Raw genomic sequence first — 22,234 nt, forward strand, 5'->3', positions numbered from 1 at the left:
TCCTCCGCTCGGTAACGAAAATACTACCATGGCGATTGCGGCGGCGCGGTGACGCCATGGGCAGGGCCGCTTGAAGAATCGTGGCGGGAGGCGCTAGGTCACGGCCCGAGGCGCTGGGGCCGCGTGGGAGGTTACCCGTGACCATTTCCATGTACGACATATCGGTGGGCGTCTTCTCCGCCAGGCTGAAGGCGCTGGCCAGCATCCTGACGGCGGCGGAGGAGAATGCCGGCGAGCGCAAGATCGATCCGCAGGTGTTACTCACCGCGCGGCTGGCGCCGGACATGTTCGCGCTGACAAGGCAGGTCCAGATCGCCACCGACCATGCCAAGGGTGCGCCGTCGCGGCTCGCCGGCCGTGAGGTGCCGAAATACGAGGACAATGAAGCGAGCTTTGCCGAGCTCCAGGCCCGGATCGCCAAGACGCTCGATCATCTGGCGACGTTTACGGCGGCCGATCTGGAGGGATCGGAAGACAGGATGATCGAGTTAAGGCTCGGCGGCCGTGAAGCTACGTTGCCCGGCCTGCAGTACCTGCTGCATGTTGCTACGCCGAATTTCTACTTCCACGTCACAACGGCCTACGACATCCTGCGCCACAACGGCGTGCCGCTCGGCAAGCAGACTTTCCTCGGAAATCGTTGACTTTTTAATAGGTTGGAGGTTTCCCGGCATCCCGGGAAACCTCTTTGGTGCAGCGCGTCCTCAGCGGATCGACATTTCGCGCGCGATGCGGGGAAAATCCGCCGGCTTGATGCCGACATCGGCGCGGTCGGCATTGCTCATCGCGTTCAGAAGCGCGAGCGCCGAGCGGTAACGCTGGTGTTCCTGCGGCCTCGGCCGAGCGAACATTTCAGTGAAGAACCCCATGACTCAAGTTGCCCCTGTTGGTCCTCCCGACGCCATGATATAGGTGATTTGTTAAAATTGTGCAGTGCAGCAATTGCATGGCTGCCATGCCGGACGAAATTTTTTCCGCCACAATCGGCTTTTCGTGAAACTTTCGGGCGGGCTCGACCGTAAGGACTGGTGCCGGCTCATGGCTGGCTTTTTCCTCGCCACTCCTGGCGACCTTGCCGGGCTGCACGAATGCAGTCCGGCTTTTTCCTATGGTCATCTTCCAGGTGTAAAAGCCGCCAATTGTTAACGTCGCCAGCATTCATTTTTAACGAGAGCGCCCTATGGTCGCGGCATCAATGCATGCCATCACCACAGGGGGAGGCTGAGATCGGCACCGGGAACAAGCTCGATTTCGCTTCGTTGCTCGACGACCTGATCGTCGCCTCGGAGAAAGGCGAGGAAGAGGGCGCCCGGCCGTCTATCCCATTCGACTATCTGTCCGTGGCCGATGAGCTGCATTCCGGCCGCATCAAGGTCGCGGGCGAAAGCGTCGCCGCCGAATATCGCGAGTCGGGCGCCGACCTTGCGGCCGAGTTCGCGGCACTTCTCGACCAGGCGAAACTGACGCTGGCCGGCGAAGAACACCAGCCGGAGGAAAAGCTGCCGCCGATCGATCCCGAGGCGATCGCTGGCGAGCTCGGCCTCGACCGTCCGGCCAAGAACGCCGATTTCGGCCGCATCCGCCGCAACTTCGCCTTCGCCAACCACCCGGACCGGGTCGCGCCGCATCTGCGCCAGCGCGCCATGATCCGCATGCAGGTGGCCAATATGCTGATCGACGAGGCCAAGCGGCGGGCTTTGGCGGCAACACGTCGGTAGCCGCACGCAATCATTTGAAAGTCTGAGGGTGCAGGGCTTGGAGAAACTCCGGCCTATGCTTTATGCTTGAACTTCCTTCCCGCGCTGCCCGCGCAAACCTCCCGCCGGAGAACCCCATGCATAAACGCCGCCTCGGTCGGACCGATCTTCTTGTTTCGCAAATCTGCCTCGGCTCGATGACCTGGGGTCAACAGAACACCGAGGCCGAAGGCCATGCGCAGATGGATCTGGCGTTCTCGCGCGGGGTGAATTTCATCGATACGGCCGAGCTTTACCCGATCCCACCCAAGGCGGAGACCCAAGGGCGGACCGAGAAGACCATCGGCAGCTGGATGAAGGCCAATCGCAACCGCGACAAGGTCATCCTTGCCTCGAAGGTCGTCGGCCGCACGGCCAACGCGTGGTTCCGCGGCGATCGTCCGTCGAAGCTGGTGCGCGCCGACATTTTCGACGCTGTCGAGAAATCACTGGCCAAGCTCGGCACCGACTATATCGACCTTTACCAGATCCATTGGCCGGACCGGGACATTCCCTGGGGCTCGAACCCGACGCGCGTCGGAGCGGTGGCGCGGCGCGCGGATGCGGCAGGCGCTCCGGGAGACGAGACGCCGGTCGCCGAGACGCTCGCTGTCTTCGAGGAACTGGTGAAAGCCGGAAAGATACGCCATCTCGGCCTCTCGAATGAAAGCTCCTGGGGCGTCATGCGCTTCGTCTTCGAAGCCGAGAAGGGCACCGGCCCGCGCGTCGCTTCGCTGCAGAACGCCTACAGTCTCGTCAACCGCACGTTCGAGGTGAACCTTGCCGAGGTCTGCGAGCGCGAGGAGATCGCGTTTCTTCCCTATTCGCCGCTTGCACAGGGGTACCTCACCGGCAAATACAATCATGGCGCGCGGCCGCAGGGCTCGCGCTCGCAGCTCTTCAATCGCGGCCAGCGCTACGAGACGCCGAATGCGGCGGAAGTGCTGCTGGAATACACCGAGCTGGCGCGTTCCTTCGGCATGGAGCCGGCGCTCTTCGCTAACGCTTATGTGGCGAGCCGGCCCTTCGTGACGGCGAATATCGTCGGTGCGACCACCCTCGCGCAGCTCGAGATGGCGCTGTCCTCGGCCGACGTCACCTGGACCGACGAGATGCAGAAAGCGGTCGACGCCATCCACCAGCGTGTCGGCAATCCGTGCCCGTGATCGGGAATCGTTTAAAAAACAAAGGGGTGGAGACGATGGCAGATTTTCCGATCGAGGCCGTGCGCGGCAAGTTTCCGGCGCTCTCGCTGACCGATGACCGGCGCCGGCGCATCTATCTCGACAATCCCGCCGGCACGCAGGTGCCGCTCGCGGTCGCGGACGCGGTGTCGCGCTGCCTGCTCTCGACCAACGCCAATCTGGGCGGTTTCTTTGAGACCACGGTCGCGGCGCAGCAGGTGGTTGACGGGGCTCATGCCGCGATGGCCGATTTCCTGAACGCGTCAAGCGTCGAGGAGATCGTCATCGGCGCCAACATGACGACGCTGACCTACCACATGTCGCGCACGCTCGGCCGGACGATGGAGCCAGGCGACGAGATCATCGTCACGCGCATGGACCATGAGGGCAATGTCTCGCCCTGGCTGCAGCTTGCCGAGGATCTCGGCCTCGTTGTTCGTTTCCTGCCGTTCGACGAGCGGAGCTGGCAGGTGGAGGAGGCGGCGCTCAAGGCGCTGCTTTCTGACAAGACGCGGCTCGTCGCGCTGAACTATGCCTCCAACCTCACCGGCTCGATCAACCGGGTGAAAGGGCTGACGGCGATCGCCAAGGGGACCGGCGCGCTGGTCTATATCGATGCCGTGCAATTCGCACCGCACGGGCTGATCGACGTGCAGGAACTTGGCTGCGATTTCCTCATCTGCTCGGCCTATAAATTCTTCGGGCCGCATATGGGCATATTGTGGGGACGCCGCGACGTTATCGACGCGCTACAGCCATACAAATGCCGCTGCTCTTCGAACGTCCTGCCCGAGCGGTTCGAGCTTGGCACGCCGCAGATCGAGCTGATGGCCGGGCTGACCGCGGCAATCGACTATTTCGCCGATCTCGGCGCCGCGGCCGGCGAGGCTGGATCGCGGCGGCAGAGGATCGCCAAGGCGTTCGAGGTGTCGATCGCTTACGAGAACACGCTTGCCCGGCAACTGATCGAAGGCCTGTCCGATATCGAAGGGCTGGTCATCCACGGCATCACCGATCCGGAGCGGCTTGCCGAGCGGGTGCCGACCATTTCCTTCACTGTCGAAGGCATCGAGCCGGAAACGATCGTGCGGCAGATGAATGCCGAAAACATCTTCCTGTGGTCAGGTCACAATTATGCGTGGGAGGTCGTCCACCAGCTCGGCATTCCGGCCGAGCAGGGCGTCGTGCGCATCGGCATCGCGCATTACAACACGGCCGCCGAGATCGCGGAGACGCTGGAAAGCGCGCATCGCGTGATCGCGATGCTGAGGCAGCAGCGCGGCTGAACACCGTTATCGCTGCTTGCCGCCGAAGCTTGTGAGGAAGGCGGTGAGGTTGTCGCCGAGCGCATCGCAGAGATAGCCGCCTTCCTGGACGATCACCGTCGGCAGGCCGAGCCCGGCAATCGCCTCGCCGATGCGCGAGAAGCCCGGCGTCGTCACCGACAGGCCGCCGAACGGATCGCCTTCGAAGGCGTCGAGGCCGAGCGCCACCACAAGCGCATCCGGCGCGAAGGCGCGGATGCGCTGGAAGGCTGTCGCCAGCGCTTCGAGGAAGGCTGCGTCGCCTGATTTGCGCGGCAGCGGCAGGTTGAGATTGTAGCCGAGGCCGGGGCCTTCGCCGCGCTCGTTGGCATGGCCCCAGAAGAACGGATAAAAGCGCACCGGATCGGCATGCAGCGAGACGGTCAGCACGTCGGGACGGGCGTAGAAGATGCCTTGGGTGCCGTTGCCGTGGTGCAGATCGACATCGAGGATGGCGACGCGGGCCGCCTGTCTGCGCAGAACCTGCGCCGCGACGGCCGAATTGTTGATGAAGCAGAAGCCGCCGGCGACATCGGCGAAGGCGTGATGGCCCGGCGGGCGGCAAAGCGCATAGGCGGAAGGCGCGCCGGCCATCACCGCTTCAGCGGCCTCCACCGCGCTCCAGGCGCTCCACAGCGCGCTGTTCCAGGTCTCGGCAGAGATCGGGCAAGCGGTGTCGGCCATGTGGTAGCCGGCCTGGCCGACCGCCGAGGCGGGATAGGAGCCGTTGCGGGCGGTCGGGTGGATGTTCGGGATGACTTCCGCGGAAGCGCCTTCGATGCGCTGCCAGCGCGTGAAAATGTGCTCGAGGAAATCCAGATATTCAGGCGTATGCACCGCCGCGATCGGGCCAAGCCCATGATTCCTTGGGCGTTCGACCGTTAGGCCGGCCGATCTTGCGCCGGCTAACAATCTCTCGATCCGCTCCGGCTTTTCCGGGTTCGGCTGCGGCGCGCCGCTGGAGAGGAAAGCCCTGGGATCGTGGCGTTTCTGCTCCTCGGCATAGAAGGCTTTCATCGTCATTCCTCCGGCCTGTCGGCAAAGGCGAAGAAGGCATCGCCGACAATCTTTTGCACCTGTTCGTAACTCGACCAGCCGATGCCCAGTTTCTCATAGAAGGCCTTGGCGGTCTCGTTGTCGGTATCGACGGACAGCCTCAGATAGACGCCGCCGGCCGCGCGGCACTCTTTCGCGACGCGGCGCAGCAGCCTTTCGCCGACCCGGCGGCCGCGAAAACGATCCTCGACGTAAAGATCCTGCACATACACGCCCGGCCGACCCATCCAGGTCGAAAAGATGGGGAAATGCAGGCAAAGCCCGGCGAATTCGCCGCCGATCTCGGCGATCAGGGTCGAGAAGGCGGGCTTTTCGCTGAAGCCGTAGCGGCGAAGGTCTTCGGGTGTCGATTGGATCTCTTCCGGCGCGCCGATATGGGTGCCGAGGCGCAGTAGCGCAGCGTGGATGGTTTCGACGTCCTCGATGCGGCCGGGGCGGATGGTGACCGGTGCCGGCATCAAAACACCTTTCTCACCCTTCCACCGGCAGGTCGAGTTCCTCCGCCAGCGCCTCCAGCGAATCGCCGATAATAGAAATCATCTCGCCGATCTGCTCTCTGGTGATGATCATCGGCGGCGCCACCATGAAATTGTCGCCGTCGACGCCGCCCTTGACCTTGCGGCCATAGATGATGAGGCCGCGCGCATAGGCGTGGTCGAGCAGGCGTTGCGTCGCCTTGCGCGCCGGGTCGATCGGCTTCAGTGTCTCCGGGTCGGCGACCATCTCGGCACCAGTGAGCAGGCCCTTGCCGCGCACGTCGGCGATGAAAGGGAAGCGCTTTTGCAAGCCCTTCAGCTCCGCCATCAGCACGTCGCCCATCGCGGCGGCGTTGGCGATGAGGTCGAGCCGGTCCATTTCACCGAGGACAGCGAGGCCGGCGGCGCAGGCCAACGGATTGCCGGCATAGGTGTGGCCATGCTGGAAACCGCCAGAGGCGAGCAACGGCTCGACCAGGCGCATCGGCGCGGCAAGGGCGCCGAGCGGCGCATAGCCCGAGCCCAGGCCCTTCGAGAGTGCCACGATGTCCGGCCTGCAGTTCCAGTGATCGCCGCCGAGGAATTTGCCGGTGCGGCCGGCGCCGCTCATCACCTCGTCATGGATCAGAAGGATGCCGTAGCGGTCGCAGATTTCGCGGATGCGCGCATAGTAACTGTCGGGCGCGACAAGGGCGGCGGTCGCAGCTCCCCCGATCGGCTCCATGATGAAGGCCAAAACGCTTTCCGGGCCCTCGGCCTGGATCTTTTCCTCCAGCATATCGGCATAGCGGATGCCGCGTTGCTCCGTCGAGAGGTTGTCGCGGTCGCGCCAGGCGGTCGGCGCCGGCACGGTCGGCATCACTCGCATCATCGGCGTGAAGGTCTCGGCCAGCGCGTCGTCGCCGGTGATGGAAAGCGAGCCCAGCGTGCCGCCGTGATAGGAGGGGAAGCGGGTGACCACCTTCCAGCGCTTCGGCTGGCCGGTGGCGACCGCCCATTGGCGGGCGAGCTTGATGCAGGATTCCGTCGCTTCCGAGCCGCCGGAAACAAAGAAGATGCGGTCCATGCCTTCGGGTAGTTTGCCCGCGAGTACCCGCGCCAAATCTTCCGCCGGCTGGTTCTCGAAATGCAGCCGGTAGGCGAAGGTGGTCTTGTCCATCTGCCGCTTCATGGCGTCGAGCACGTTGCGGTTGGAATGGCCGATATTGGCGACCATCGGCCCGCTCGAGCCGTCGATGAAACGGCGGCCGTCCTGCGTCCAGAAATAGATGCCCTCGGCGCGATCGACGAGCGGCCGGCGCAGGCTGGAGAGATAGAACAGATGCGATGGCGACCGTGCTTCGATTCCGGGCGATGGCTTGGCTTGGGACATGTCAGGACTTTCCGAGATAGCGGTCGAGAACATTCTTGGTCACGCGTTCGACCATCGCGTCCTGCCTTAGCAGGCCGGCGACCCATTCGCAGCTTCCGGCATGGAAGACCTCGCCCTTGCCGCGCGGGAAATTGACGATCATGCCGTTGCCGCGCTTGACCTTGTCGAGATTGGCGTCGCTCGCCTCGCCGAACAGCGTCTCGGCGGTGAAGCGGCCGTCCTCGTCGGTGAGGAACTGGTCCTCGATCGGAATGTCGGCGCTTTCCTCGACCTGGCTCGCCATGCCGACGGCCAGGACCTGCAGCCCGTCCGGCGCGCCGCTGGTCGCTGTCGGGTAGGGCAGGCCGCCGCGGATCTCGAAATCGAGACCGTCGACCTCATAGCCATAGACGTGGCTGTCGATGCCGAGCAGGTCGCCATAATAGATGCCGGTGCCGGCGAAGGCCCAATGCTCGGGCCGATAGACCGGAAAGCCGCGCACTCCGCGCGGCGCGCAGCCGCCCCAGCCGGCATAGACGCCTCGCGTCGCATTGAGGCCGAAGGTGGCGCTGCCCGGACGGCCGATCTCGGGCGCCTCCCAGGAATTGGTGGCGCGGGTGATGTCGCCGCCGCGATAGACGGGGTCCTCGGCGCGCGCCTTGTATTTGTAGCAGACCTGGCGGCGGCCCTCGTCCTCCAGCCTCGTCTGCCACATGAAATTGCCGGCGAAGCGGGCCGCATGGCCGCCGCGGGTCACATAATTGTCGACAGCATCGCGCATCTCCCAGGTCCAGTATTCGTCATGGCCGACGAAGACGACGCAGTCATAGAAGTCGAGGATTTCGGGCGAGAAATGGAGCTCGTGCTGGCTGGCGAGATCGACCTGGTAGCCGGTGCGTTCGGCGAAGCGGAAGAAGTGGCTGTCGTAGCTCGCCCAGCCGGAAGAGGCGTATTTCTTCGAATGGCCGGTGGCGAAAGCCCATTCCATATGCGGATAGCGCGGCACGGTTTTCGGCGGCACCGCGACCTCCAGCGGCACGCGTGGCGCGTCCTTGGGCAGCACAACGAAGCCGCGGCACCAGGGGCGCTGCGTCGACACTGTCGTGGCATATTGATCGTGGTTCGGGCCGGTAATGCCCTGATAGTGGTTCGAGCCGCCCCAGGTGTTGTAGGCGAGCCATGTGCCGGTCGCGGCGACCTGCAGCAGGCGGCCGGGCTTGCGGCCGGGCAGGGGCGCGACGATGAAGAGATGATGGCTGCGGATCGGATTGCCGTCGCGGCCTTCGGCAAGAAGCGTTACGCGATAGGCGCCTGACGGCCAGTCGTCGCCGATGCGGAATTCGAACGACGCCTCCCAGCCGCAGCCTCCGACCGAGCATTGGTCGGGCGTATCCTGCCAGCGCGCCGCCATGCCCGCTCCCTCGAAGACCTTGGTTTCGCCGTCGCCGTCGCGGACGACGGCAAGGCTGAATTGCGGCGCCGTCGCGCTGACGAAAAGCGTCACCGTCTCGCCCGGACGATAGGAAAACCGGTCGCTGTAGGCCCAAATCTCACCGCTCGAACCATCCATGCCCGGCCATTCGTAATAATGGCCGCGCACCGCCTCGCGGCGCTGCTCGGGCGTCAGCCCGAAATCGGGGAATTCGGTGGGCAGTTGCGTCAAGAAGCACCTGAAATCACGAACCCGTCATTGAGACCATTGGTCGGCCAAGCGTCAAATGGAAAGCATCGGGCCAGCGCGCTTGGCCATATCCGGCAAACAGACTATTTCATCGGAAGGCGACGTTCAGTGCCAAGGAGCCGACATGCTGCGGGTGCAAAAGATCAAGGTCGACGACATCTATGTGCCCACGGCGCGGCGCAAGACGCTGCATCCCGAGACCGTGCGCCATCTCGCCGAGGATATTCTCGACAACGGCATGAAGACGCCGATCCAGGTGCGGCACGACGGCAAGCGCCACATCCTGGTCGAAGGACTGCATCGGCTCGAAGCGGCGAAATGGCTCGGCGAGACCACGATCGACGCCTATCTCGTGCAGGCAAAGCGCCACTGATCCCAAGCGTCCGGCCGCTGCATCACCGTTACCGATCGCATTCCATCAACGCTTTTTGATTGACGCTGCCGTGCCGGCGGTGGAGCGTGCCGCTACTCCAGGAACAGGATGCTTACCATGGCAAAATATGAGGGCGGATGCCTGTGCGGCGCGGTGCGCTACAAGGCCGAAGTCGAACCGGTCAACGAACGGGTCTGCCATTGCCGGATCTGCCAGAGAGCGATCGGCGCCGCCTTCAACGCGCGGCTTCTGTTCCGCATCGACGACGTGACCATCGAAGGGCCGGTGGCGACAATCCACTCCACGCCGGACCTCAAGCGCGGCTTCTGCCCGGCCTGCGGCACGACTTTGTTTTCACGGCGCGACTCCCGGGGCATCCTCGGCGTCACCTCCGGCTCGCTCGACGACCCGTCCCTGTTCAAGCCGGACATGCATTTCTGGACCGCCTCGAAGCAGCCCTGGCTGATCCTTGACGATGGCCTGCCGCAATATGAAGGCGCGCCGCCGGCATAGGATCTTACCTTTTCCCACAAGGGGAGAAGGGGAAGGGCCTGCACAAAAATTTCATCTTCGATTCACGACATAGCCGGCAAAGCGTCATTGGCGGGCCATCTTTGCCTGCCTATCTAAGCGCCTTGCGGGCGGCATCGAGGAGGCGACGGATGAGCGAGAGCATCAACACCCTGGACGAGCTTTTGAACGACCCGATGATCCAACTCGTGATGGCGCGTGACCGTGTGCGCCCGGCCGAGATCCGCCTGCTTCTGGAAAAGGCTCGCGACAGGGCCAGTGATGATTCCCGCTTCGACCGGGCTTCGGTGCCACCAGCGCATATAGTGGCAAGAAGCTGCCTGAAGCAGTGGCTCTACCGCTGAGGCGGCCCCGGTCAGCTCGAATGCGCGGGCAGGTAGCTGTAATGATTACGCAAATAGGCGAGCTTGAAGCCGAGCCGGTCGTAGTTGCGATAGGCTGGCCCGTCGCGGTCGGGGCGCGGCGCCTCGATGTCGGCGACAAACAGCTTCGCGCCGGCGGCGATGCCGTCGCGAACCAGTCTTTCGCCAAGCATGGCGTCAAGGTCGAAGCTTGGCGCCATAATGCCCGGCACCGGCGCGTCGATGCCGCTCCAGGCGGCGCCGTCTGAGATGAAGAGCGAGCGCACGGCAGCGACCGCGCCCCGGCGTTTCAGCATATAATGATGCCAGCCCTTGCGGCCGACAAGCGCCATGAGCCAAGGCGTGGTGGGGAACCTGTATTTGGCATCGATGAAGGAAGCCCATTCCGAAGCCGTCCTGGGCGTGACCTCCTCGACCACCAGATCGTCGACCGGGATCAGCGGGTCGCCCGGGAAAAGCGGTGCGTCCGGCAGTGGCGTCGCGTCGCGATGGATACGCTCCCAGCCGCCCTGGTGCTGCAGGCCGCGCGCTTCCAGCCAGCACCGCAGCCGCGCCGGCTCGGCATGCGGATTGGTATAGAACCATGGCCGCATGATGCCGGCCGCGCGGTAGTGCGCGAGCAGTGCATCGACCTGTTCTTCCGTTGCCGGACCATCGACGCCGATATTCTTCACGCAGTTGAAATGGATGAACGGGATCGTCGCGCAGGTGGTCCAGACCAGATCGCCTTCGCGCGCGATCGACAGCCCTTGCCGCGCCGCGAAATCGGCGGGCGCCGCTTCGTAGAGGTCGAGCCAGGCAGCCACTTCGGCGCGCTCGATGGCGCGGCTGAAATCGCACGACACCTTCTCGATCGCGATTTCAGGGACATGCGTCTCCGGCCGCGTTACCGGCTCCAGTTCCGAGAGGGCGGTCGACATTGTGATGCTCCTCCGATTTGCCTTACAGTGTAAGATTAGGGAAGGATAATATGGTGAAACCAGTTGTCAAGCAGGATTAGCGGCACCTTACAAATCCGTGAGTTGGAATCACGCTATCGTGAGGCTAAGCCTGTCTTCCAGGGCTTTCCGAATGACGATTCACTTTTGCCTCGGGCCGGGGCGATGGGAAAAGGATTGAGATGACCGACGTCTGCACTCAAGGGTTGGATACCGGCTTTGTCGGCCTGGGTTATGCCAAGGTGGCGTTTCTAGGCATCGTGCAAGGCATCACCGAATTGCTGCCGATCTCGTCGACCGCGCATATGCGCATCGTGCCTGCCGTGCTCGGCTGGCAGGATCCCGGTTCGGCCTTTTCGGCCGCCATGCAGCTTGCGGCGCTGGCGGCAGTGGTCAGCTATTTCTGGAGCGACGTCAGGGACGTGACCGTGGGATCGCTGTCGGCGCTCGCCCGGCGCGATTTCAACGACCGGTACTTCCGCCTGGCGATGAGCATCGTGCTTGCAACTGTTCCGATCGTGATTGCCGGGCTTGCGCTTTCGGGCGTTCTTAACGCCTGCAATTCGCCTTTGCGCGGCCTGGCCGTCATCGGCTGGGCCTGCATCGTGATGGCGATCCTGCTGGCTCTGGCCGAGATCTACGCGAAGCACAAGCTCACGCTCAACCAGGCGTCGATACTCGACGCGCTGCTCGTCGGCATCGCGCAGGTCGGCGCGCTCATTCCGGGCGTCTCCCGCTCTGGATCGACCCTGACGGCGGCGCTTGGACTGGGTTTCGCCCGGCCGGAGGCTGCCCGCTTCTCATTCCTGCTGGGCTTGCCGGCCATCGCCCTTGCCGGTCTCAAGGAACTTTGGGAGCTACATAAGGTCCATCTCGATGGGCATGGCTGGTCGGTGCTGGCCGTCGGCCTCGTCGTCGCCTCGATCTCGGCCTTCTTCGCGATATGGGGGCTGATGCGTGTGCTGGAGCGTTTTTCCGCCTGGCCGTTCGTCATCTATCGCGGGGTGCTTGGCGTCGTCCTGTTGCTCGGTCTTGCCCTGGGATGGCTGTCTTAGCGCATCCCGTCCTTTCGACGGCTCGTGGACGAGGCGCGCGCCACCTCGCGGGTTTTCTCGGTTATCTGATCCTGGCGCTGCCGGTGCCGGAAGTTCATGGCCAGGACGGCCAGTCCTGGCAAGCCGGCCAGTATTCCTTCTCGGATGAGCTTGGCGGCTTTCATCCGCTCTGTTTCCGGCAGCGGAACAAAGGCCGACCCGATTATTCTGGGCGAAGAACTGGACTCCCCCGATCCCATCATCCTGACGATCCGCGCGCGGCAACTGCCGACCAATGCCACCGAAGGGATCCTCTATTTGCGCGTCGTGGCGCTCAATGGCAGCGGCCATCCCTGGGTCGATTTCCTGTTCGAGCTCCAGTCGATCCTCGACAAGCCCAGCGATTTCGGTGATGGCCTCTCTTTCGACCAGGTCCACACCCCGTCCGAATTCATCTCTTCCGACAGTTTCGCAACATACCGCCGCGAGATCGAACCTTATGACCGCCTGCGGTTCCTCGAAGGTCATGTCGACCCGCTCCATCGGGCGGCCTTCGATTTTCCGATCACCGACTTCAATCCCAAACGCATTTTCTACTTGCTCCAAGACCCGAGCATTCCGGCGACGTGACGATCCTGCGGGGCCGGTAAATAATCCCGAGGGGAGAGCTTTGGCTGTTCGCCTCGCCGCTCGCTTCCCCTATTGGTAGGCGCATGGATATTTCGACGCTTCTGCAATCGGTGCCTCTGCTGGTGATGCTGGCAAAATCGGTCCTGCCCGCCGCGGTCGGCATGGGCATGGGAGCCGGCCAATGGCTTGCATCGCTGCCGCCATGCCGCGGCTTCAGCTTCGAGGCGGCCACCTACCTCGTCTGCGAGGCCGACCCCCGACATTATTCGATCGAGCTTTTCTGGAAAGACCCGGCGGGCAACCTCTACCGGTCCCTGCACAATCTGCGCAGCGCCGAGCAGGCTGCCGGACGCACCATGCTCTTCGGCATGAATGCCGGCATGTACCATCCGGACCTCGCGCCGGTCGGGCTTTACGTTGAACGGGGCCGGCAGATCTCGTCGGCGAAAACCGGGCCGGGCACTGGCAATTTCTCGATGCAACCCAACGGCATCTTCTACCTTAGCGACGGCAAGGCAGGGGTGCGCGCGACGAAAGACTATCTCAAACAGAGCCCGCGGGCGGACTACGCCACCCAGTCTGGGCCGATGCTGGTCATCGACGGCAAGCTCCATCCGAAATTCCAGGCCGACAGCGCTTCGCGGAAAATCCGCGATGGGGTCGGCGTGCGCGCCGACGGCGTCGCTGTCTTCGCCATCTCGAACGACGTCGTCACCTTCCACGAATTCGCGCGGCTTTTCCGCGACGCGCTCGGCTGCCCGAATGCGCTCTTCCTCGACGGCTCGATCTCCAGCCTCTATGCGCCGGCGATAGGCCGCAACGACGATTTCTGGAACCTGGGACCGATGATCGGGGTGTTCAGGAAATAGTCAGCGCGCTTGCTGCGTCGCCGCTTCAGGTTCAGCTGGAGGCGTCCTGGATCGCGGACAGCAGCCACGGTTCTCCGGCCTGGCGCGTGAAGGTCCACAGCTCGCTCGCTTCGACCGGATTGTTGGCATCGCCCTTCTCGACGGCGCCGGTCTGGCGGTTGCGCATGATATCTATCGCCGACCAGCGCATCGCCACGGTGGCATAGTCGCGCGGGCCTTCCCGCCACGCCTCCGCTACTTCGCCCTTCAGCAGCCGAAGGTTCGTCACCTCGTTCTTGAGGCCATGGGTCGCGTTGTCCGCCAGTTCCTCCGAAAGGTAGGAGACCATTTCGGGGGTCGTCAGCCGGCGCAATCCCTGGTGATCCTCGCGGGTGAAGGCAGCCTGCACTTCGCCGAGGATTCGTTCGAACGCGTCGCGATCGGCGTCCGTGATGCCGATTTCATCCGCGCCGGATGCGTCAGTGGAGCCGAAGCTCGCAGCGTTGGACGAATAGTTGGGCGGCGCGCCTCCCCAACCTTGCCGTCCGAACGGAACGCCGGCGCTCCGCATGTTGGCCGGCGCGGCGTTGTCGCGATTGAGGAACCGCATGGCGAGCATCACGAGGCCGCCGATCAGCAGCAGCTGGAAGACGAAGCTCAGTCCGCCGCCTAGGCCGCCGAAACCATGGCCCAGCATCATGCCGAACAGGCCCTGGAAGAACAGTCCTCCCACCAGGCCGCCGACAAAACCGCCGCCGAAGCCGCGCCAGAATCCAGGGCGCGTGGAGCTGGGAAACGACTGCGACGATGGGATCGACTGGGTGGTTTGAGGCGTCATCGAGCGCGTGACGGGCGCCGTGTAGGGGGCTGTCCTGGTCGGTGCGGGAGCCTGATAGGTGCGGCTGCCACGGCTGCCGAAACTGCCGCCCATCCGCGCCTCGGCGGGACCGATGGAGACGGTCCCGAGCGCCATCAACAGTATCATCAGGATCGACGCGACTTTGATTGTTCGAGACTTTGACATTAAGCACAGTCCTTGAGTACGCAGCGCTTCATTTGCGCGAGCCCCGTATATGGGGTGCCAGGGGGGCCAGGTTTAGCCCCTGCTTCAATGCGTCCGCCGATCCGGCGACGATCGTCCTGATTCTAAGCTCGCCCGCGGCTGCGCCTTCCACTGCGGGCGAGGAGCTTGATGCCGCCCAGGGCCACGACAATCGCGGCGACGATCGCGACCGCCGCAAGCAGCAGTATGTTTGTGGCGTTGAAATGGATGAGCTCGCCTGCTCCCTTGGCCGCCAGCCATCCTGGCATGAGAATGGCCGGCGCCCAAACCAGCGCCGACAATATGTTGGCGAGCTGGAAGCGGGACCGGTCCATGCCCATCATGCCCGCGACCAGGGGCACCGTGGCCCGTACCGGGCCGAAGAAACGGCCAAGGAATATCGCGGCGAAACCGTAGCGGCGGAAAAACAGCCGGGCGCGGGCAATTTCGTTCCGGTGGCGGTTGAGCGGCCATTTGTGGACGACGCCGCGCCCCAGCCAAATGCCGAGATAGTAGGAGACAATGTCGCCAAGCGCTGCGCCGATGATCGCCGCGACCACGACCGGCAGCGGATGGATGAGGCCGGCGCCGACGAGGCCGCCGACGATCACCAGCACTGTGGTGCCCGGCAAGAGAATGCCGATCAGGATCAGCGACTCGCCGAAAGCCAGCAGCCCGACCAGAACACCGGCCCAGGCCTGATGCGTCTCGATGAGACGCACGCACTGGTCGACGAAGCTCTCCATCGAAACGGTGGCCCTCAGCTGCCGCTGTCGAGCGCGCTTCTCAACTCGTCGAGCTTGTCGTTGACCAGCCAGCCATAATAATTCTCGACAGGCAGCTTGTTGGTCGTGCCGCCGGCGATCGCCGCGCGCAGTTCCGCCGCCCGGCGCCTGGGCTGGCCGACATTGTAGAGCGTGGCCGTGATGCCCGGATTGCCCGATATGTCGAAGCCCTGTTCCTTGTAGGCTTCGATGGCGTCATGCACGATGGCCCCGATGTAGACGATGCTGCGGTCGGGATCCATCACGTCGCGATAGATGGCTTGCGGGTTGTCCGGGGTCAGCTTGTCGCAGCCGCTCACCCTGTTGACGAGGTCGGTGACCTCAAGAGCGGTCAGCGGGCTGATCTGGCCGAGCCCGAAGGTCTGGCCGGCGAAGAAGGGCTGGAAGAACGCCTGCTGGAAGGTCAACGGCTCATAGGAAACGCCGTCCACGGTCTTGCCCCTGAAATGCTGCATCCAGACCATGTCGCGGCAGCTCCACAGGGCCGCGCTGCCCTTGGCCTGCTCACAAACCGCGAATTCCGGGCGCTTGACGAAATCCTGCACGCGCACGCCCTTGTAGCGGAACGCGAAGTCGAGGCCGGAATAGGAAAGCGCCTTGACGTAATAGGTCTGCACGGAACCAACCGCGGTGACGTTGTAGGTATGCTCGCCAACCAGCGCACCGACGATGTGGATGGGATCGATGCCGTAGATGGCGGCGACCTGCTTGATATGCGCCCTGAGCTTCGCCTCGTGCTTCAGCAGCGCGACGATCTTCTGGTATTTTTCCTCATAGGTGGTCTTGAAGGCGCGCGTGCGGTTGGCCGATGCGCTCGGAATGGGCGGTTGGGTTTCAAAGCGGTTGCCGGGTGGCACCACGATCAGTTTTTCCGCATGCGCGGCCGGAGCGCCGACAAGGCAAGCCAGAACGAGGAGGAGACGAAACACACGGGCCATCTTTGGTTGGCGCCTTTATCGAGAGCGAACGGATTATCCCTGTCTCAACGTCGAGCGCCAGATCTGTCAAGCGCGGCGAGGGCAGGTCGGGGTGGGCATTCTGTCGAATTCGCGCGGGGGAGGTGGCGGAGCCACACCCCGAATCGCGCTGGCCCGCGTCGGTCCAAAAGTAAATTTTGATTCAAACTTTGTTGGTAATTTCTCATTAGGAATGGGGCTCCGGCGGCGCTGTTCCTGCCTTCGGTCTGTTTTGTTTTGCGTACAGGTCAAGATGCGGATTTTTGGCGTCGTCAGTTTCGTGCTCGCATCGCTTTGCCTTGGCGGCTGCTCGTCCACGTCGGGCGTCGATGCCTTGCAGATGCCGTCCAACGAGACGACGAGCTCGGTCGTGCGGCCGAGCGCGCCGGTGTCGAAGGGCGTGAAGACCGCCGCAAGGGAAAAAAACGTCGAGACCGCGTCGATGTCGGGCATGGCGCGCATCAAGCCGCCGGCGCCGCTGCTTGATGAGAGTAATGCGAGCCCCGGTGACGAGAACTCGCGCCCTGGCGACGAAAACTCGCGCCTTGGCGACGAGAATTCGCGCCCTTTCGGCCTCGCCGAGGAGGAGACTGTGAACTTCCCGACGGCCGATCTTCCGGACAGTGTCGAGCCGCCGGTGCAGGAGGCCGCGCTCGTCTCGCCGCCGAAGCGGCTGTCGCGCGCCGCGCCCGCCATGCTCGCCAGCCCGGTCACGCGCTATGCGTTCCGCGATGCCAAGCCGATCAATTTCGGCCGCTCTTCGCCACGCCATCTGGCCGTGCACGGCGTCGACGTCTCGCGCTGGCAGGGCAACATCAACTGGGAGAAGCTGCGCGCCCAGGGCGCCAACTTCGCCTATATCAAGGCGACCGACGGCGGCGATCATCTCGATCCGATGTTCATGAAGAACTGGCGTGGCGCCGATGCTGCCGGGCTGAAGCGCGGCGCCTATCATTTCTTCTACTGGTGCCGCACGGCGGGCGAGCAGGCCGACTGGTTCATCCGCAACGTGCCCAAGGTCGACGGCGCGCTGCCGCCGGTCATCGACGTCGAGTGGAACGGCGACTCCTCCTGCCAGCGGCGGCCTTCGCGCGAGAAGGTGCTGGAGAAGATGCAGGTGTTCATGGACAAGCTGGAGCGCCATTACGGCCAGCGGCCCATCATCTACACCAGCCCCGATTTCTATCGCGACAACCTGCGCGGCGCCTTCCCGGATTACCCATTCTGGCTGCGCGCCGTGGCGGCGCATCCGTCAAAAGTCTATCCGGGCCGCAAATGGCTGTTCTGGCAGTATTCCGGCTCCGGCCTGTCGCATGGCGTAAGCGGCCGCGTCGACCTCAATGTCTTCCATGGCGACGAGCGGCAATGGCGCGCCTGGCTGGGCGGCGGCGGGCAGATGGTGGCCGACGCGGACTGAGGCGCCTCTTCTCCTTCTGGGGTGAGAAGCGACCCGCGCAACGGACGAAAAGCCAATTGCTTGGCTTTTCGAGCTTCGAACGCACTACAGCGCTCTGCCCCTTGGACGCGCAAAGGAACGAGTCTTCTAGGATTGTTTCTTTGTTGTCGATCGACCCAACACTCGATCCAGGGTCATCGAGGGGCTTTCGCCGTAGATCTCGCGGTAGAAAACGGAAAATCGCCCCAAATGGAGAAATCCGTTCTGCATGGCGATGCGTGTAACGGTTGCGCCGTCGTCGGGATTCAAAAGGGCTTCGCGGGCGAATGCCAGATGACGGCGATGGAGATAGGTGAGAGCCGATACACCTGTCCGGCTGCGAACAATAGCCTCGACTGTGCGAAGTGCCATGCCTGTTTCCTCGCAGAGCGCCTGCAGGCCCTCCGGATGGTCGCGATGATCGTCGATGAAGCGTTCGATCCTTGCCATCGAGGCAGTCTGTCGTTGCCGGGCGCGATGGTCACGTTTCACATCGCTCGAAATCGCTGTGTCGAGGAGCGCGGCCATCACCTCGTCCCGCAACAGCACTATTCCAGGCAGGCCGATATCTCCGAGATCGGTTGGGTTGTGCTCTGTGAGCAATTTCGCGGCTGCCGCATATACGCGTTTCAAATGGTCGAAGCTTTGGGGACGCGCATCTGTCAGCGAGGCAGGGGTTAACAGCAGTCTTGCGTGTTCGCGGCCCGTATAGGCCGCGGCGGCTCGCCTCAGGGCTTCATGAAGCACCACGACAGCGCCCAATTCGTATGGACTGAAGGTCCGCAGTTGGGGCGTTTGGCCCGGCTCGCGCGAAACCAGGGTAGATCCGGACATCTCCTTGCCATCGAATAGAGAAACCGCGCCGGGCGTCGCGGGAAATAAGTAAGTGATCGATGGTGCCGGACCCCCGATGAATTCCGATCTGAACGCCAGGGCATCCGATGTTGAAAAGCCGCGGACGGCAACACCCTGAGTGAGATTGGTCGCATGGGCCATCGCACGAAAGGAATGCTTGCCGACCGGCAAGACACCAAAATTTCCTCCCGGAATTGCAGCCGCGAATGCGTCGGGATCGTCAAAATGCCTGAGGAAGGATTTCGATGGTGAATAACGATCGTCCTGCATTCGCTTAAGGGATTTGCTTGGCGGCCTGGCGAATTTTCCAGGCGAGATAAGCGAGTGAGCCGCCGACGCTGACCAATTCAATGCCGAGCAGCAACCCGATCAGCCAAAGGGCGGTAACCGGCAGGCGCGCCCAAAGGATCAGTGAAAGCACGATGCCGACTGCGCCGCTCGCAAGCACCCATCCCCAGTTCTGGAGCGGCCGGATCGTCAGCGCAAACACGACCTTCGAGATGCCCTCCATCATGAAGAAGACGATCAAAAGCAGGGTGATGGTGAGCAGGCCCTGGGTGGTGTCCCTAAGAAACAGGAACCCGATGAGAATGGCGAGCACGACCGATATGAGCTGAAGCCAGAAATGGGGCAGGTGACGTGAGCCAAAAAGGCTGATCGCCTGGGCCAGGCCGCTAATGATGAGCAGCCATCCCAGCAACGTGATGACCGCCATGGAAGAGAGCACGGGATAGACGATGGCCAAAATGCCGGCCGCGACAAGAATAGTTCCTTGAAGTAGATAAAAAAGGGAGTGGCGCTTGACGGCCTCTCGAACAGCTTCCCGGAAAACAGCGGCAGCCTCGTCCATCGAAATTGCCATTTCTTGCTCCTGCGTAGTCTCGTTCGAAAATCCCTAACTGGAAAATAAATCCCTCAGAACTGATGCCGAATCGGATCTTCCCCTTAAAAGCATTTCCCCGCAACTCAAAAGGCTGCGGGGAAACAAGCTACGAAGCTTTCGGCTGATTTTGGTGACAGGCTGGTAAATGACCTCTGGTCAATTTGCCGGCTTGCCCAGAAGATCGAGCATGGCAACTGTCGCTATCTTGGTTCCGAATGGAATAGCCTTCAAATCGACGACGAAATTCGGATTGTGCGCCGAATACGGAAACTGCAGCCCTTTCGCCACCGCATCCGCATAGACTTTGGGGTCCGCGACGCCGACGATCATGTAGTCGAAGGGAACATCCTGATAGGGGCCGAGAAGCAGGTGCACGTCTTCCGAGCCTGTTGCAGGCGGGAATTCGGTCACGACGTTCTTGTCGCCGATCACGCCCTTCATCGTCGCTGCCAAGCGCTCGGCAAGCGCCTTGTCGTTGACGAGCGGAGTCGATCCGCCCTTCATGGTGATGACCGGAAGCTGATCCTCAGGCATGCCATAGGTGCGGGCAATGCCGTTGCTGACGGCCTTGATGCCGGCGATCATCTGTTCGCGGACCTGGGGATTGTACCAGCGCAGATTTGCCTTGAGCAGAGCGGTCGCGGGAATGACGTTGTTGTCGGCTCCGGCCTGAACCGACCCCACCGTCAGGACAGCGGTCTCCTGCGGGGTTACCGTGCGGCTGACGATCGCCTGGTATTCGAGAACGGCGAGCGAGGCCATCACCACAGGGTCCTTGGTCATCTGCGGCATCGAGCCGTGACCGCCGACGCCCCTGAACAGGATGTCGATCTGGTCGGTGCCGGCCATCTTGGGACCGGCCGAGCTCATCATCATACCGACCGGGCCAGGCGCGGTGTGGATGCCGATGAAAAAGTCTGGCTTCGGCACCCCGTATTTATCGTACATGCCCGCGTCGATCATCGCCTGCGCGCCGGTGATCGGTTCCTCGGCCGGCTGGCCGACAAGCACCATCGTTCCGCTCCAGGCGTCTTTCATCGCGACCATGGTCTTGGCCATGCCGAGCATCCACGTCACATGGGCGTCGTGGCCGCACATGTGGGCGACAGGAACTTCGGTGCCGTCGTCGCGCAGCACCCTCACCTTGCTGGCGTAGGGCAGTCCCGTCGCCTCCTCGACCGCATTCGCGTCCATGTCGGCGCGATACATGACGGTGGGACCATCGCCGTTCTTCAGGATGCCGACCACGCCGGTGCCGCCGATGCCTGTCTTCACCTCGAAGCCGAGCGCTTCGAGTTCCTTCGCCACGATCGCGGAAGTCCTCTTTTCCATGAAGCCGAGCTCAGGGTTCTGATGGATATCCTTGTACATCTCGATCAGACGGCCGGTATCCGCCTCAATCGCCTTGGAGCTACGCTCGACGGCTTCAGCCAAAGGTGCGGCCGTCGCCATGTGCAATGACATGCCGGCGATCATCGCTGTCGCTGCCGCTGTAAGGAACCACTTGTTCAAAGTCCGCCTTGCCATACGCCTCTCCTGTGGCTTGATGTAAACGGGTAGTGCCGGCTTCAGAAACGGGTGGTGATACTGGCTGTCGTCACCTGGCCGTCAAAACGGTTCTCGACGTCGAATTCCCAATAATGCAGTGCGGCAAAGCGGGACGGTCGGCCGCCGATAGGTGTGCTGTAGGACAGCGCCGGACCAAGGCGCTGTCATCTTCTGGGCGTTCAGGTCGAGGCTGCCACCTTCGAGCGAGGCGGCGGCATGACCTTCATGCATGAGTGCTTGCGTGAAATAGAGGCCGGCGGGCGGGGTCACCCTCGCCCCGAATGCGGTCGAACCCGAAACGTATAGGCCGGGACCGCTCTCGCCAGCGACCGCGTCAACGTTTCCCGTTGCCGGCAGCATGGCGACAGCAAAGAGCCCTTTTTCGGGTCTGATCAAGCCTGCCCCTCGTCACAAACAGCATCGAGCCAAACTGCTGTTGTTCAGGTCTTAGGTCTCAGCTTGGAAGGGGTGGCGCTATCCAGATCGCGCAGGTTTTTCGGTTTATTGACTGCGGTTCCACACGGCCGACCGTTAGGCTAGAAAACGGTCCGGCCGACTGCGCCAGGCGCGCCCGATCGACCTTTTCCCACAAGGGGAGCAGGAGGGGGCGCTCACGCCTCTCCCTTCGCGGTCGTCATCCTCGGGCTTGACCCGAGGATCCATTCCGTGACCTGAGCCGTGGAGTGTGGCGATGCAGAATTCTGCACCGTCGGGGAGCGCCGAGGTAACGGCATGGATTCCAGGGTCTGCGCGCGTCGCTTCGCTCCTTGCTCCGCCCTGGAATGACGAAGCAGGACGGCGTCGTCCCACTATGCCTCGTTGATCATCGCCTCGATGTTGTAGCCGTCAGGATCGAGCACGAAACAGGCGTAGTAATACTCCGCATAGTCCGGGCGCGGCCCAGGCGCGCCATTGTCCGCCGCGCCAGCTTTGAGCGCTGCGTGATGGAACGCATCGACCTCGGCCTTGCTCTTTGCCCGGAAGGCGACATGCAGATGGGTGAGCGGCGGCTTCTCGCCCGTGCTCTGGATTTCGAACAGGCAGCCATTGCCGACGTCGAAGGCCCAGAACACGCCTTCCTTGCCGAAGGCGAGGCTGTAGTCCAAAGGCGCGAAGGCCTTTTCGTAAAAAAGCTTGCTCTTGGCGAGGTCGCTCACTTCGATGGTGATGTGATCGATCATGGAATGTCTTGGAAGATCGCGACCAAGCCAGCGCAGTCATTTGCG

The 22,234-nt window shown here is 62.9% G+C and carries 25 protein-coding genes and 2 pseudogenes; 12 read left to right on the plus strand and 15 right to left on the minus strand.

Annotation, left to right across the window (positions count from 1 at the left end; genetic code table 11):
* The first annotated feature begins 137 nt into the window (after positions 1–137).
* On the plus strand, positions 138–644 hold the full coding sequence (locus RFM41_RS18410; protein WP_320244952.1) for a DUF1993 domain-containing protein: 507 nt from the start codon (positions 138–140) through the stop codon (positions 642–644).
* 60 nt (positions 645–704) lie between these two features.
* On the opposite strand, the gene RFM41_RS18415 is transcribed toward RFM41_RS18410, so the two are convergent.
* On the minus strand, positions 705–851 hold the full coding sequence (locus RFM41_RS18415) for a hypothetical protein (RefSeq protein WP_320319289.1): 147 nt from the start codon (positions 849–851) through the stop codon (positions 705–707).
* A 1-nt stretch (position 852) separates the two neighbouring features.
* Positions 853–1,158: a hypothetical protein gene (locus RFM41_RS18420; protein ID WP_320319290.1), complete on the minus strand. Its 306-nt coding sequence runs from the start codon at positions 1,156–1,158 to the stop codon at positions 853–855.
* A 41-nt stretch (positions 1,159–1,199) separates the two neighbouring features.
* Between RFM41_RS18420 and RFM41_RS18425 the strand changes: the two genes are divergently transcribed.
* The 3 genes from RFM41_RS18425 to RFM41_RS18435 all read left to right on the plus strand — a co-directional run bounded on the left by RFM41_RS18425 (position 1,200) and on the right by RFM41_RS18435 (position 4,206).
* Positions 1,200–1,718 (plus strand): hypothetical protein, encoded by a 519-nt coding sequence (locus RFM41_RS18425; RefSeq protein WP_320244954.1) that lies wholly within the window; start codon positions 1,200–1,202, stop codon positions 1,716–1,718.
* A gap of 116 nt (positions 1,719–1,834) precedes the next feature.
* Positions 1,835–2,902, plus strand: a complete 1,068-nt coding sequence (locus tag RFM41_RS18430) for an aldo/keto reductase (protein ID WP_320244955.1) — start codon at positions 1,835–1,837, stop codon at positions 2,900–2,902.
* A gap of 35 nt (positions 2,903–2,937) precedes the next feature.
* Positions 2,938–4,206: a cysteine desulfurase-like protein gene (locus RFM41_RS18435; protein ID WP_320244956.1), complete on the plus strand. Its 1,269-nt coding sequence runs from the start codon at positions 2,938–2,940 to the stop codon at positions 4,204–4,206.
* Positions 4,207–4,212: 6 nt separating this feature from the next.
* Here the strand turns inward: RFM41_RS18435 and RFM41_RS18440 are convergent, their stop codons facing one another.
* The 4 genes from RFM41_RS18440 to RFM41_RS18455 are packed head-to-tail and all read right to left on the minus strand — an operon-like array spanning position 4,213 to position 8,770.
* Positions 4,213–5,241, minus strand: coding sequence for a histone deacetylase family protein (locus RFM41_RS18440; protein ID WP_320244957.1), 1,029 nt, complete (start codon positions 5,239–5,241; stop codon positions 4,213–4,215).
* Positions 5,242–5,243: 2 nt separating this feature from the next.
* Positions 5,244–5,738, minus strand: a complete 495-nt coding sequence (locus RFM41_RS18445) for a GNAT family N-acetyltransferase (protein ID WP_320244958.1) — start codon at positions 5,736–5,738, stop codon at positions 5,244–5,246.
* A gap of 13 nt (positions 5,739–5,751) precedes the next feature.
* Positions 5,752–7,128 carry an aminotransferase family protein gene (locus tag RFM41_RS18450; protein WP_320244959.1) on the minus strand — a complete coding sequence of 459 codons (1,377 nt, stop codon included), beginning with the start codon at positions 7,126–7,128 and terminating at the stop codon, positions 5,752–5,754.
* Position 7,129: 1 nt separating this feature from the next.
* A complete protein-coding gene (locus tag RFM41_RS18455) occupies positions 7,130–8,770 on the minus strand; it encodes a N,N-dimethylformamidase beta subunit family domain-containing protein (protein WP_320244960.1) in 1,641 nt (546 codons plus the stop codon).
* A gap of 142 nt (positions 8,771–8,912) precedes the next feature.
* On the opposite strand from RFM41_RS18455, the gene RFM41_RS18460 reads away from it, so the two are divergent.
* The 3 genes from RFM41_RS18460 (at position 8,913) to RFM41_RS18470 (ending at position 10,036) form a co-directional block, all read left to right on the plus strand.
* Positions 8,913–9,161 (plus strand): ParB N-terminal domain-containing protein, encoded by a 249-nt coding sequence (locus RFM41_RS18460; RefSeq protein ID WP_320244961.1) that lies wholly within the window; start codon positions 8,913–8,915, stop codon positions 9,159–9,161.
* A 117-nt stretch (positions 9,162–9,278) separates the two neighbouring features.
* Positions 9,279–9,674, plus strand: a complete 396-nt coding sequence (locus RFM41_RS18465) for a GFA family protein (RefSeq protein ID WP_320244962.1) — start codon at positions 9,279–9,281, stop codon at positions 9,672–9,674.
* Between the two features lie 149 nt (positions 9,675–9,823).
* Positions 9,824–10,036 carry a hypothetical protein gene (locus RFM41_RS18470; protein ID WP_320244963.1) on the plus strand — a complete coding sequence of 71 codons (213 nt, stop codon included), beginning with the start codon at positions 9,824–9,826 and terminating at the stop codon, positions 10,034–10,036.
* Between the two features lie 11 nt (positions 10,037–10,047).
* On the opposite strand, the gene RFM41_RS18475 is transcribed toward RFM41_RS18470, so the two are convergent.
* On the minus strand, positions 10,048–10,974 hold the full coding sequence (locus RFM41_RS18475) for a hypothetical protein (RefSeq protein WP_320244964.1): 927 nt from the start codon (positions 10,972–10,974) through the stop codon (positions 10,048–10,050).
* 200 nt (positions 10,975–11,174) lie between these two features.
* On the opposite strand from RFM41_RS18475, the gene RFM41_RS18480 reads away from it, so the two are divergent.
* The 3 genes from RFM41_RS18480 (at position 11,175) to RFM41_RS18490 (ending at position 13,525) form a co-directional block, all read left to right on the plus strand.
* Positions 11,175–12,047: an undecaprenyl-diphosphate phosphatase gene (locus RFM41_RS18480; protein ID WP_320244965.1), complete on the plus strand. Its 873-nt coding sequence runs from the start codon at positions 11,175–11,177 to the stop codon at positions 12,045–12,047.
* A gap of 96 nt (positions 12,048–12,143) precedes the next feature.
* A complete protein-coding gene (locus tag RFM41_RS18485) occupies positions 12,144–12,656 on the plus strand; it encodes a hypothetical protein (protein ID WP_320244966.1) in 513 nt (170 codons plus the stop codon).
* 83 nt (positions 12,657–12,739) lie between these two features.
* Positions 12,740–13,525: a phosphodiester glycosidase family protein gene (locus tag RFM41_RS18490; RefSeq protein ID WP_320244967.1), complete on the plus strand. Its 786-nt coding sequence runs from the start codon at positions 12,740–12,742 to the stop codon at positions 13,523–13,525.
* Between the two features lie 31 nt (positions 13,526–13,556).
* Here the strand turns inward: RFM41_RS18490 and RFM41_RS18495 are convergent, their stop codons facing one another.
* The 3 genes from RFM41_RS18495 to RFM41_RS18505 form a co-directional block, all read right to left on the minus strand.
* Positions 13,557–14,477, minus strand: a complete 921-nt coding sequence (locus tag RFM41_RS18495) for a Tim44 domain-containing protein (RefSeq protein ID WP_320319284.1) — start codon at positions 14,475–14,477, stop codon at positions 13,557–13,559.
* A 173-nt stretch (positions 14,478–14,650) separates the two neighbouring features.
* Positions 14,651–15,292, minus strand: coding sequence for a DedA family protein (locus tag RFM41_RS18500; protein WP_320244969.1), 642 nt, complete (start codon positions 15,290–15,292; stop codon positions 14,651–14,653).
* Positions 15,293–15,306: 14 nt separating this feature from the next.
* Positions 15,307–16,269, minus strand: coding sequence for a DUF1402 family protein (locus RFM41_RS18505; RefSeq protein ID WP_320244970.1), 963 nt, complete (start codon positions 16,267–16,269; stop codon positions 15,307–15,309).
* Positions 16,270–16,540: 271 nt separating this feature from the next.
* Here RFM41_RS18505 and RFM41_RS34190 point away from each other — a divergent pair.
* Positions 16,541–16,679 (plus strand): annotated as a pseudogene (locus RFM41_RS34190) (glycoside hydrolase family 25 protein); the annotation flags it as partial.
* Between the two features lie 164 nt (positions 16,680–16,843).
* Positions 16,844–17,704, plus strand: a pseudogene (locus tag RFM41_RS18510) (glycoside hydrolase family 25 protein); the annotation flags it as partial.
* Between the two features lie 126 nt (positions 17,705–17,830).
* On the opposite strand, the gene RFM41_RS18515 reads toward RFM41_RS18510, so the two are convergent.
* From RFM41_RS18515 to RFM41_RS18535, 5 genes are all read right to left on the minus strand, one after another.
* Complete coding sequence (locus RFM41_RS18515) at positions 17,831–18,847, minus strand: AraC family transcriptional regulator (RefSeq protein WP_320244972.1); 1,017 nt, start codon at positions 18,845–18,847, stop codon at positions 17,831–17,833.
* 4 nt (positions 18,848–18,851) lie between these two features.
* Positions 18,852–19,439, minus strand: a complete 588-nt coding sequence (locus RFM41_RS18520; protein WP_320244973.1) for an HdeD family acid-resistance protein — start codon at positions 19,437–19,439, stop codon at positions 18,852–18,854.
* 177 nt (positions 19,440–19,616) lie between these two features.
* Positions 19,617–20,987, minus strand: a complete 1,371-nt coding sequence (locus RFM41_RS18525) for an amidohydrolase (RefSeq protein ID WP_320244974.1) — start codon at positions 20,985–20,987, stop codon at positions 19,617–19,619.
* Positions 20,988–21,068: 81 nt separating this feature from the next.
* Positions 21,069–21,404, minus strand: coding sequence for a transporter family protein (locus RFM41_RS18530; protein WP_320319285.1), 336 nt, complete (start codon positions 21,402–21,404; stop codon positions 21,069–21,071).
* Positions 21,405–21,817: 413 nt separating this feature from the next.
* On the minus strand, positions 21,818–22,189 hold the full coding sequence (locus RFM41_RS18535; RefSeq protein WP_320244975.1) for a VOC family protein: 372 nt from the start codon (positions 22,187–22,189) through the stop codon (positions 21,818–21,820).
* Between the last annotated feature and the right edge of the window lie 45 nt (positions 22,190–22,234).

Origin of the sequence: Mesorhizobium vachelliae (genome assembly GCF_033977325.1) — a bacterium.
Taxonomy (GTDB): domain Bacteria; phylum Pseudomonadota; class Alphaproteobacteria; order Rhizobiales; family Rhizobiaceae; genus Mesorhizobium; species Mesorhizobium vachelliae.

What these genes read in the sequence shown, in the direction of transcription:
- RFM41_RS18440 (WP_320244957.1), bottom strand. Translation starts at nt 5,241, where the DNA reads ATGAAAGCCTTCTATGCCGAGGAGCAGAAACGCCACGATCCCAGGGCT.
- RFM41_RS18445 (WP_320244958.1), bottom strand. Translation starts at nt 5,738, where the DNA reads ATGCCGGCACCGGTCACCATCCGCCCCGGCCGCATCGAGGACGTCGAA.
- RFM41_RS18480 (WP_320244965.1), top strand. Translation starts at nt 11,175, where the DNA reads ATGACCGACGTCTGCACTCAAGGGTTGGATACCGGCTTTGTCGGCCTG.
- RFM41_RS18450 (WP_320244959.1), bottom strand. Translation starts at nt 7,128, where the DNA reads ATGTCCCAAGCCAAGCCATCGCCCGGAATCGAAGCACGGTCGCCATCG.
- RFM41_RS18475 (WP_320244964.1), bottom strand. Translation starts at nt 10,974, where the DNA reads ATGTCGACCGCCCTCTCGGAACTGGAGCCGGTAACGCGGCCGGAGACG.
- RFM41_RS18500 (WP_320244969.1), bottom strand. Translation starts at nt 15,292, where the DNA reads ATGGAGAGCTTCGTCGACCAGTGCGTGCGTCTCATCGAGACGCATCAG.
- RFM41_RS18460 (WP_320244961.1), top strand. Translation starts at nt 8,913, where the DNA reads ATGCTGCGGGTGCAAAAGATCAAGGTCGACGACATCTATGTGCCCACG.
- RFM41_RS18470 (WP_320244963.1), top strand. Translation starts at nt 9,824, where the DNA reads ATGAGCGAGAGCATCAACACCCTGGACGAGCTTTTGAACGACCCGATG.
- RFM41_RS18515 (WP_320244972.1), bottom strand. Translation starts at nt 18,847, where the DNA reads ATGCAGGACGATCGTTATTCACCATCGAAATCCTTCCTCAGGCATTTT.
- RFM41_RS18425 (WP_320244954.1), top strand. Translation starts at nt 1,200, where the DNA reads ATGCCATCACCACAGGGGGAGGCTGAGATCGGCACCGGGAACAAGCTC.
- RFM41_RS18505 (WP_320244970.1), bottom strand. Translation starts at nt 16,269, where the DNA reads ATGGCCCGTGTGTTTCGTCTCCTCCTCGTTCTGGCTTGCCTTGTCGGC.
- RFM41_RS18435 (WP_320244956.1), top strand. Translation starts at nt 2,938, where the DNA reads ATGGCAGATTTTCCGATCGAGGCCGTGCGCGGCAAGTTTCCGGCGCTC.
- RFM41_RS18465 (WP_320244962.1), top strand. Translation starts at nt 9,279, where the DNA reads ATGGCAAAATATGAGGGCGGATGCCTGTGCGGCGCGGTGCGCTACAAG.
- RFM41_RS18490 (WP_320244967.1), top strand. Translation starts at nt 12,740, where the DNA reads ATGGATATTTCGACGCTTCTGCAATCGGTGCCTCTGCTGGTGATGCTG.
- RFM41_RS18415 (WP_320319289.1), bottom strand. Translation starts at nt 851, where the DNA reads ATGTTCGCTCGGCCGAGGCCGCAGGAACACCAGCGTTACCGCTCGGCG.
- RFM41_RS18535 (WP_320244975.1), bottom strand. Translation starts at nt 22,189, where the DNA reads ATGATCGATCACATCACCATCGAAGTGAGCGACCTCGCCAAGAGCAAG.
- RFM41_RS18520 (WP_320244973.1), bottom strand. Translation starts at nt 19,439, where the DNA reads ATGGCAATTTCGATGGACGAGGCTGCCGCTGTTTTCCGGGAAGCTGTT.
- RFM41_RS18485 (WP_320244966.1), top strand. Translation starts at nt 12,144, where the DNA reads ATGGCCAGGACGGCCAGTCCTGGCAAGCCGGCCAGTATTCCTTCTCGG.
- RFM41_RS18420 (WP_320319290.1), bottom strand. Translation starts at nt 1,158, where the DNA reads ATGCTGGCGACGTTAACAATTGGCGGCTTTTACACCTGGAAGATGACC.
- RFM41_RS18525 (WP_320244974.1), bottom strand. Translation starts at nt 20,987, where the DNA reads ATGGCAAGGCGGACTTTGAACAAGTGGTTCCTTACAGCGGCAGCGACA.
- RFM41_RS18495 (WP_320319284.1), bottom strand. Translation starts at nt 14,477, where the DNA reads ATGGCGCTCGGGACCGTCTCCATCGGTCCCGCCGAGGCGCGGATGGGC.
- RFM41_RS18430 (WP_320244955.1), top strand. Translation starts at nt 1,835, where the DNA reads ATGCATAAACGCCGCCTCGGTCGGACCGATCTTCTTGTTTCGCAAATC.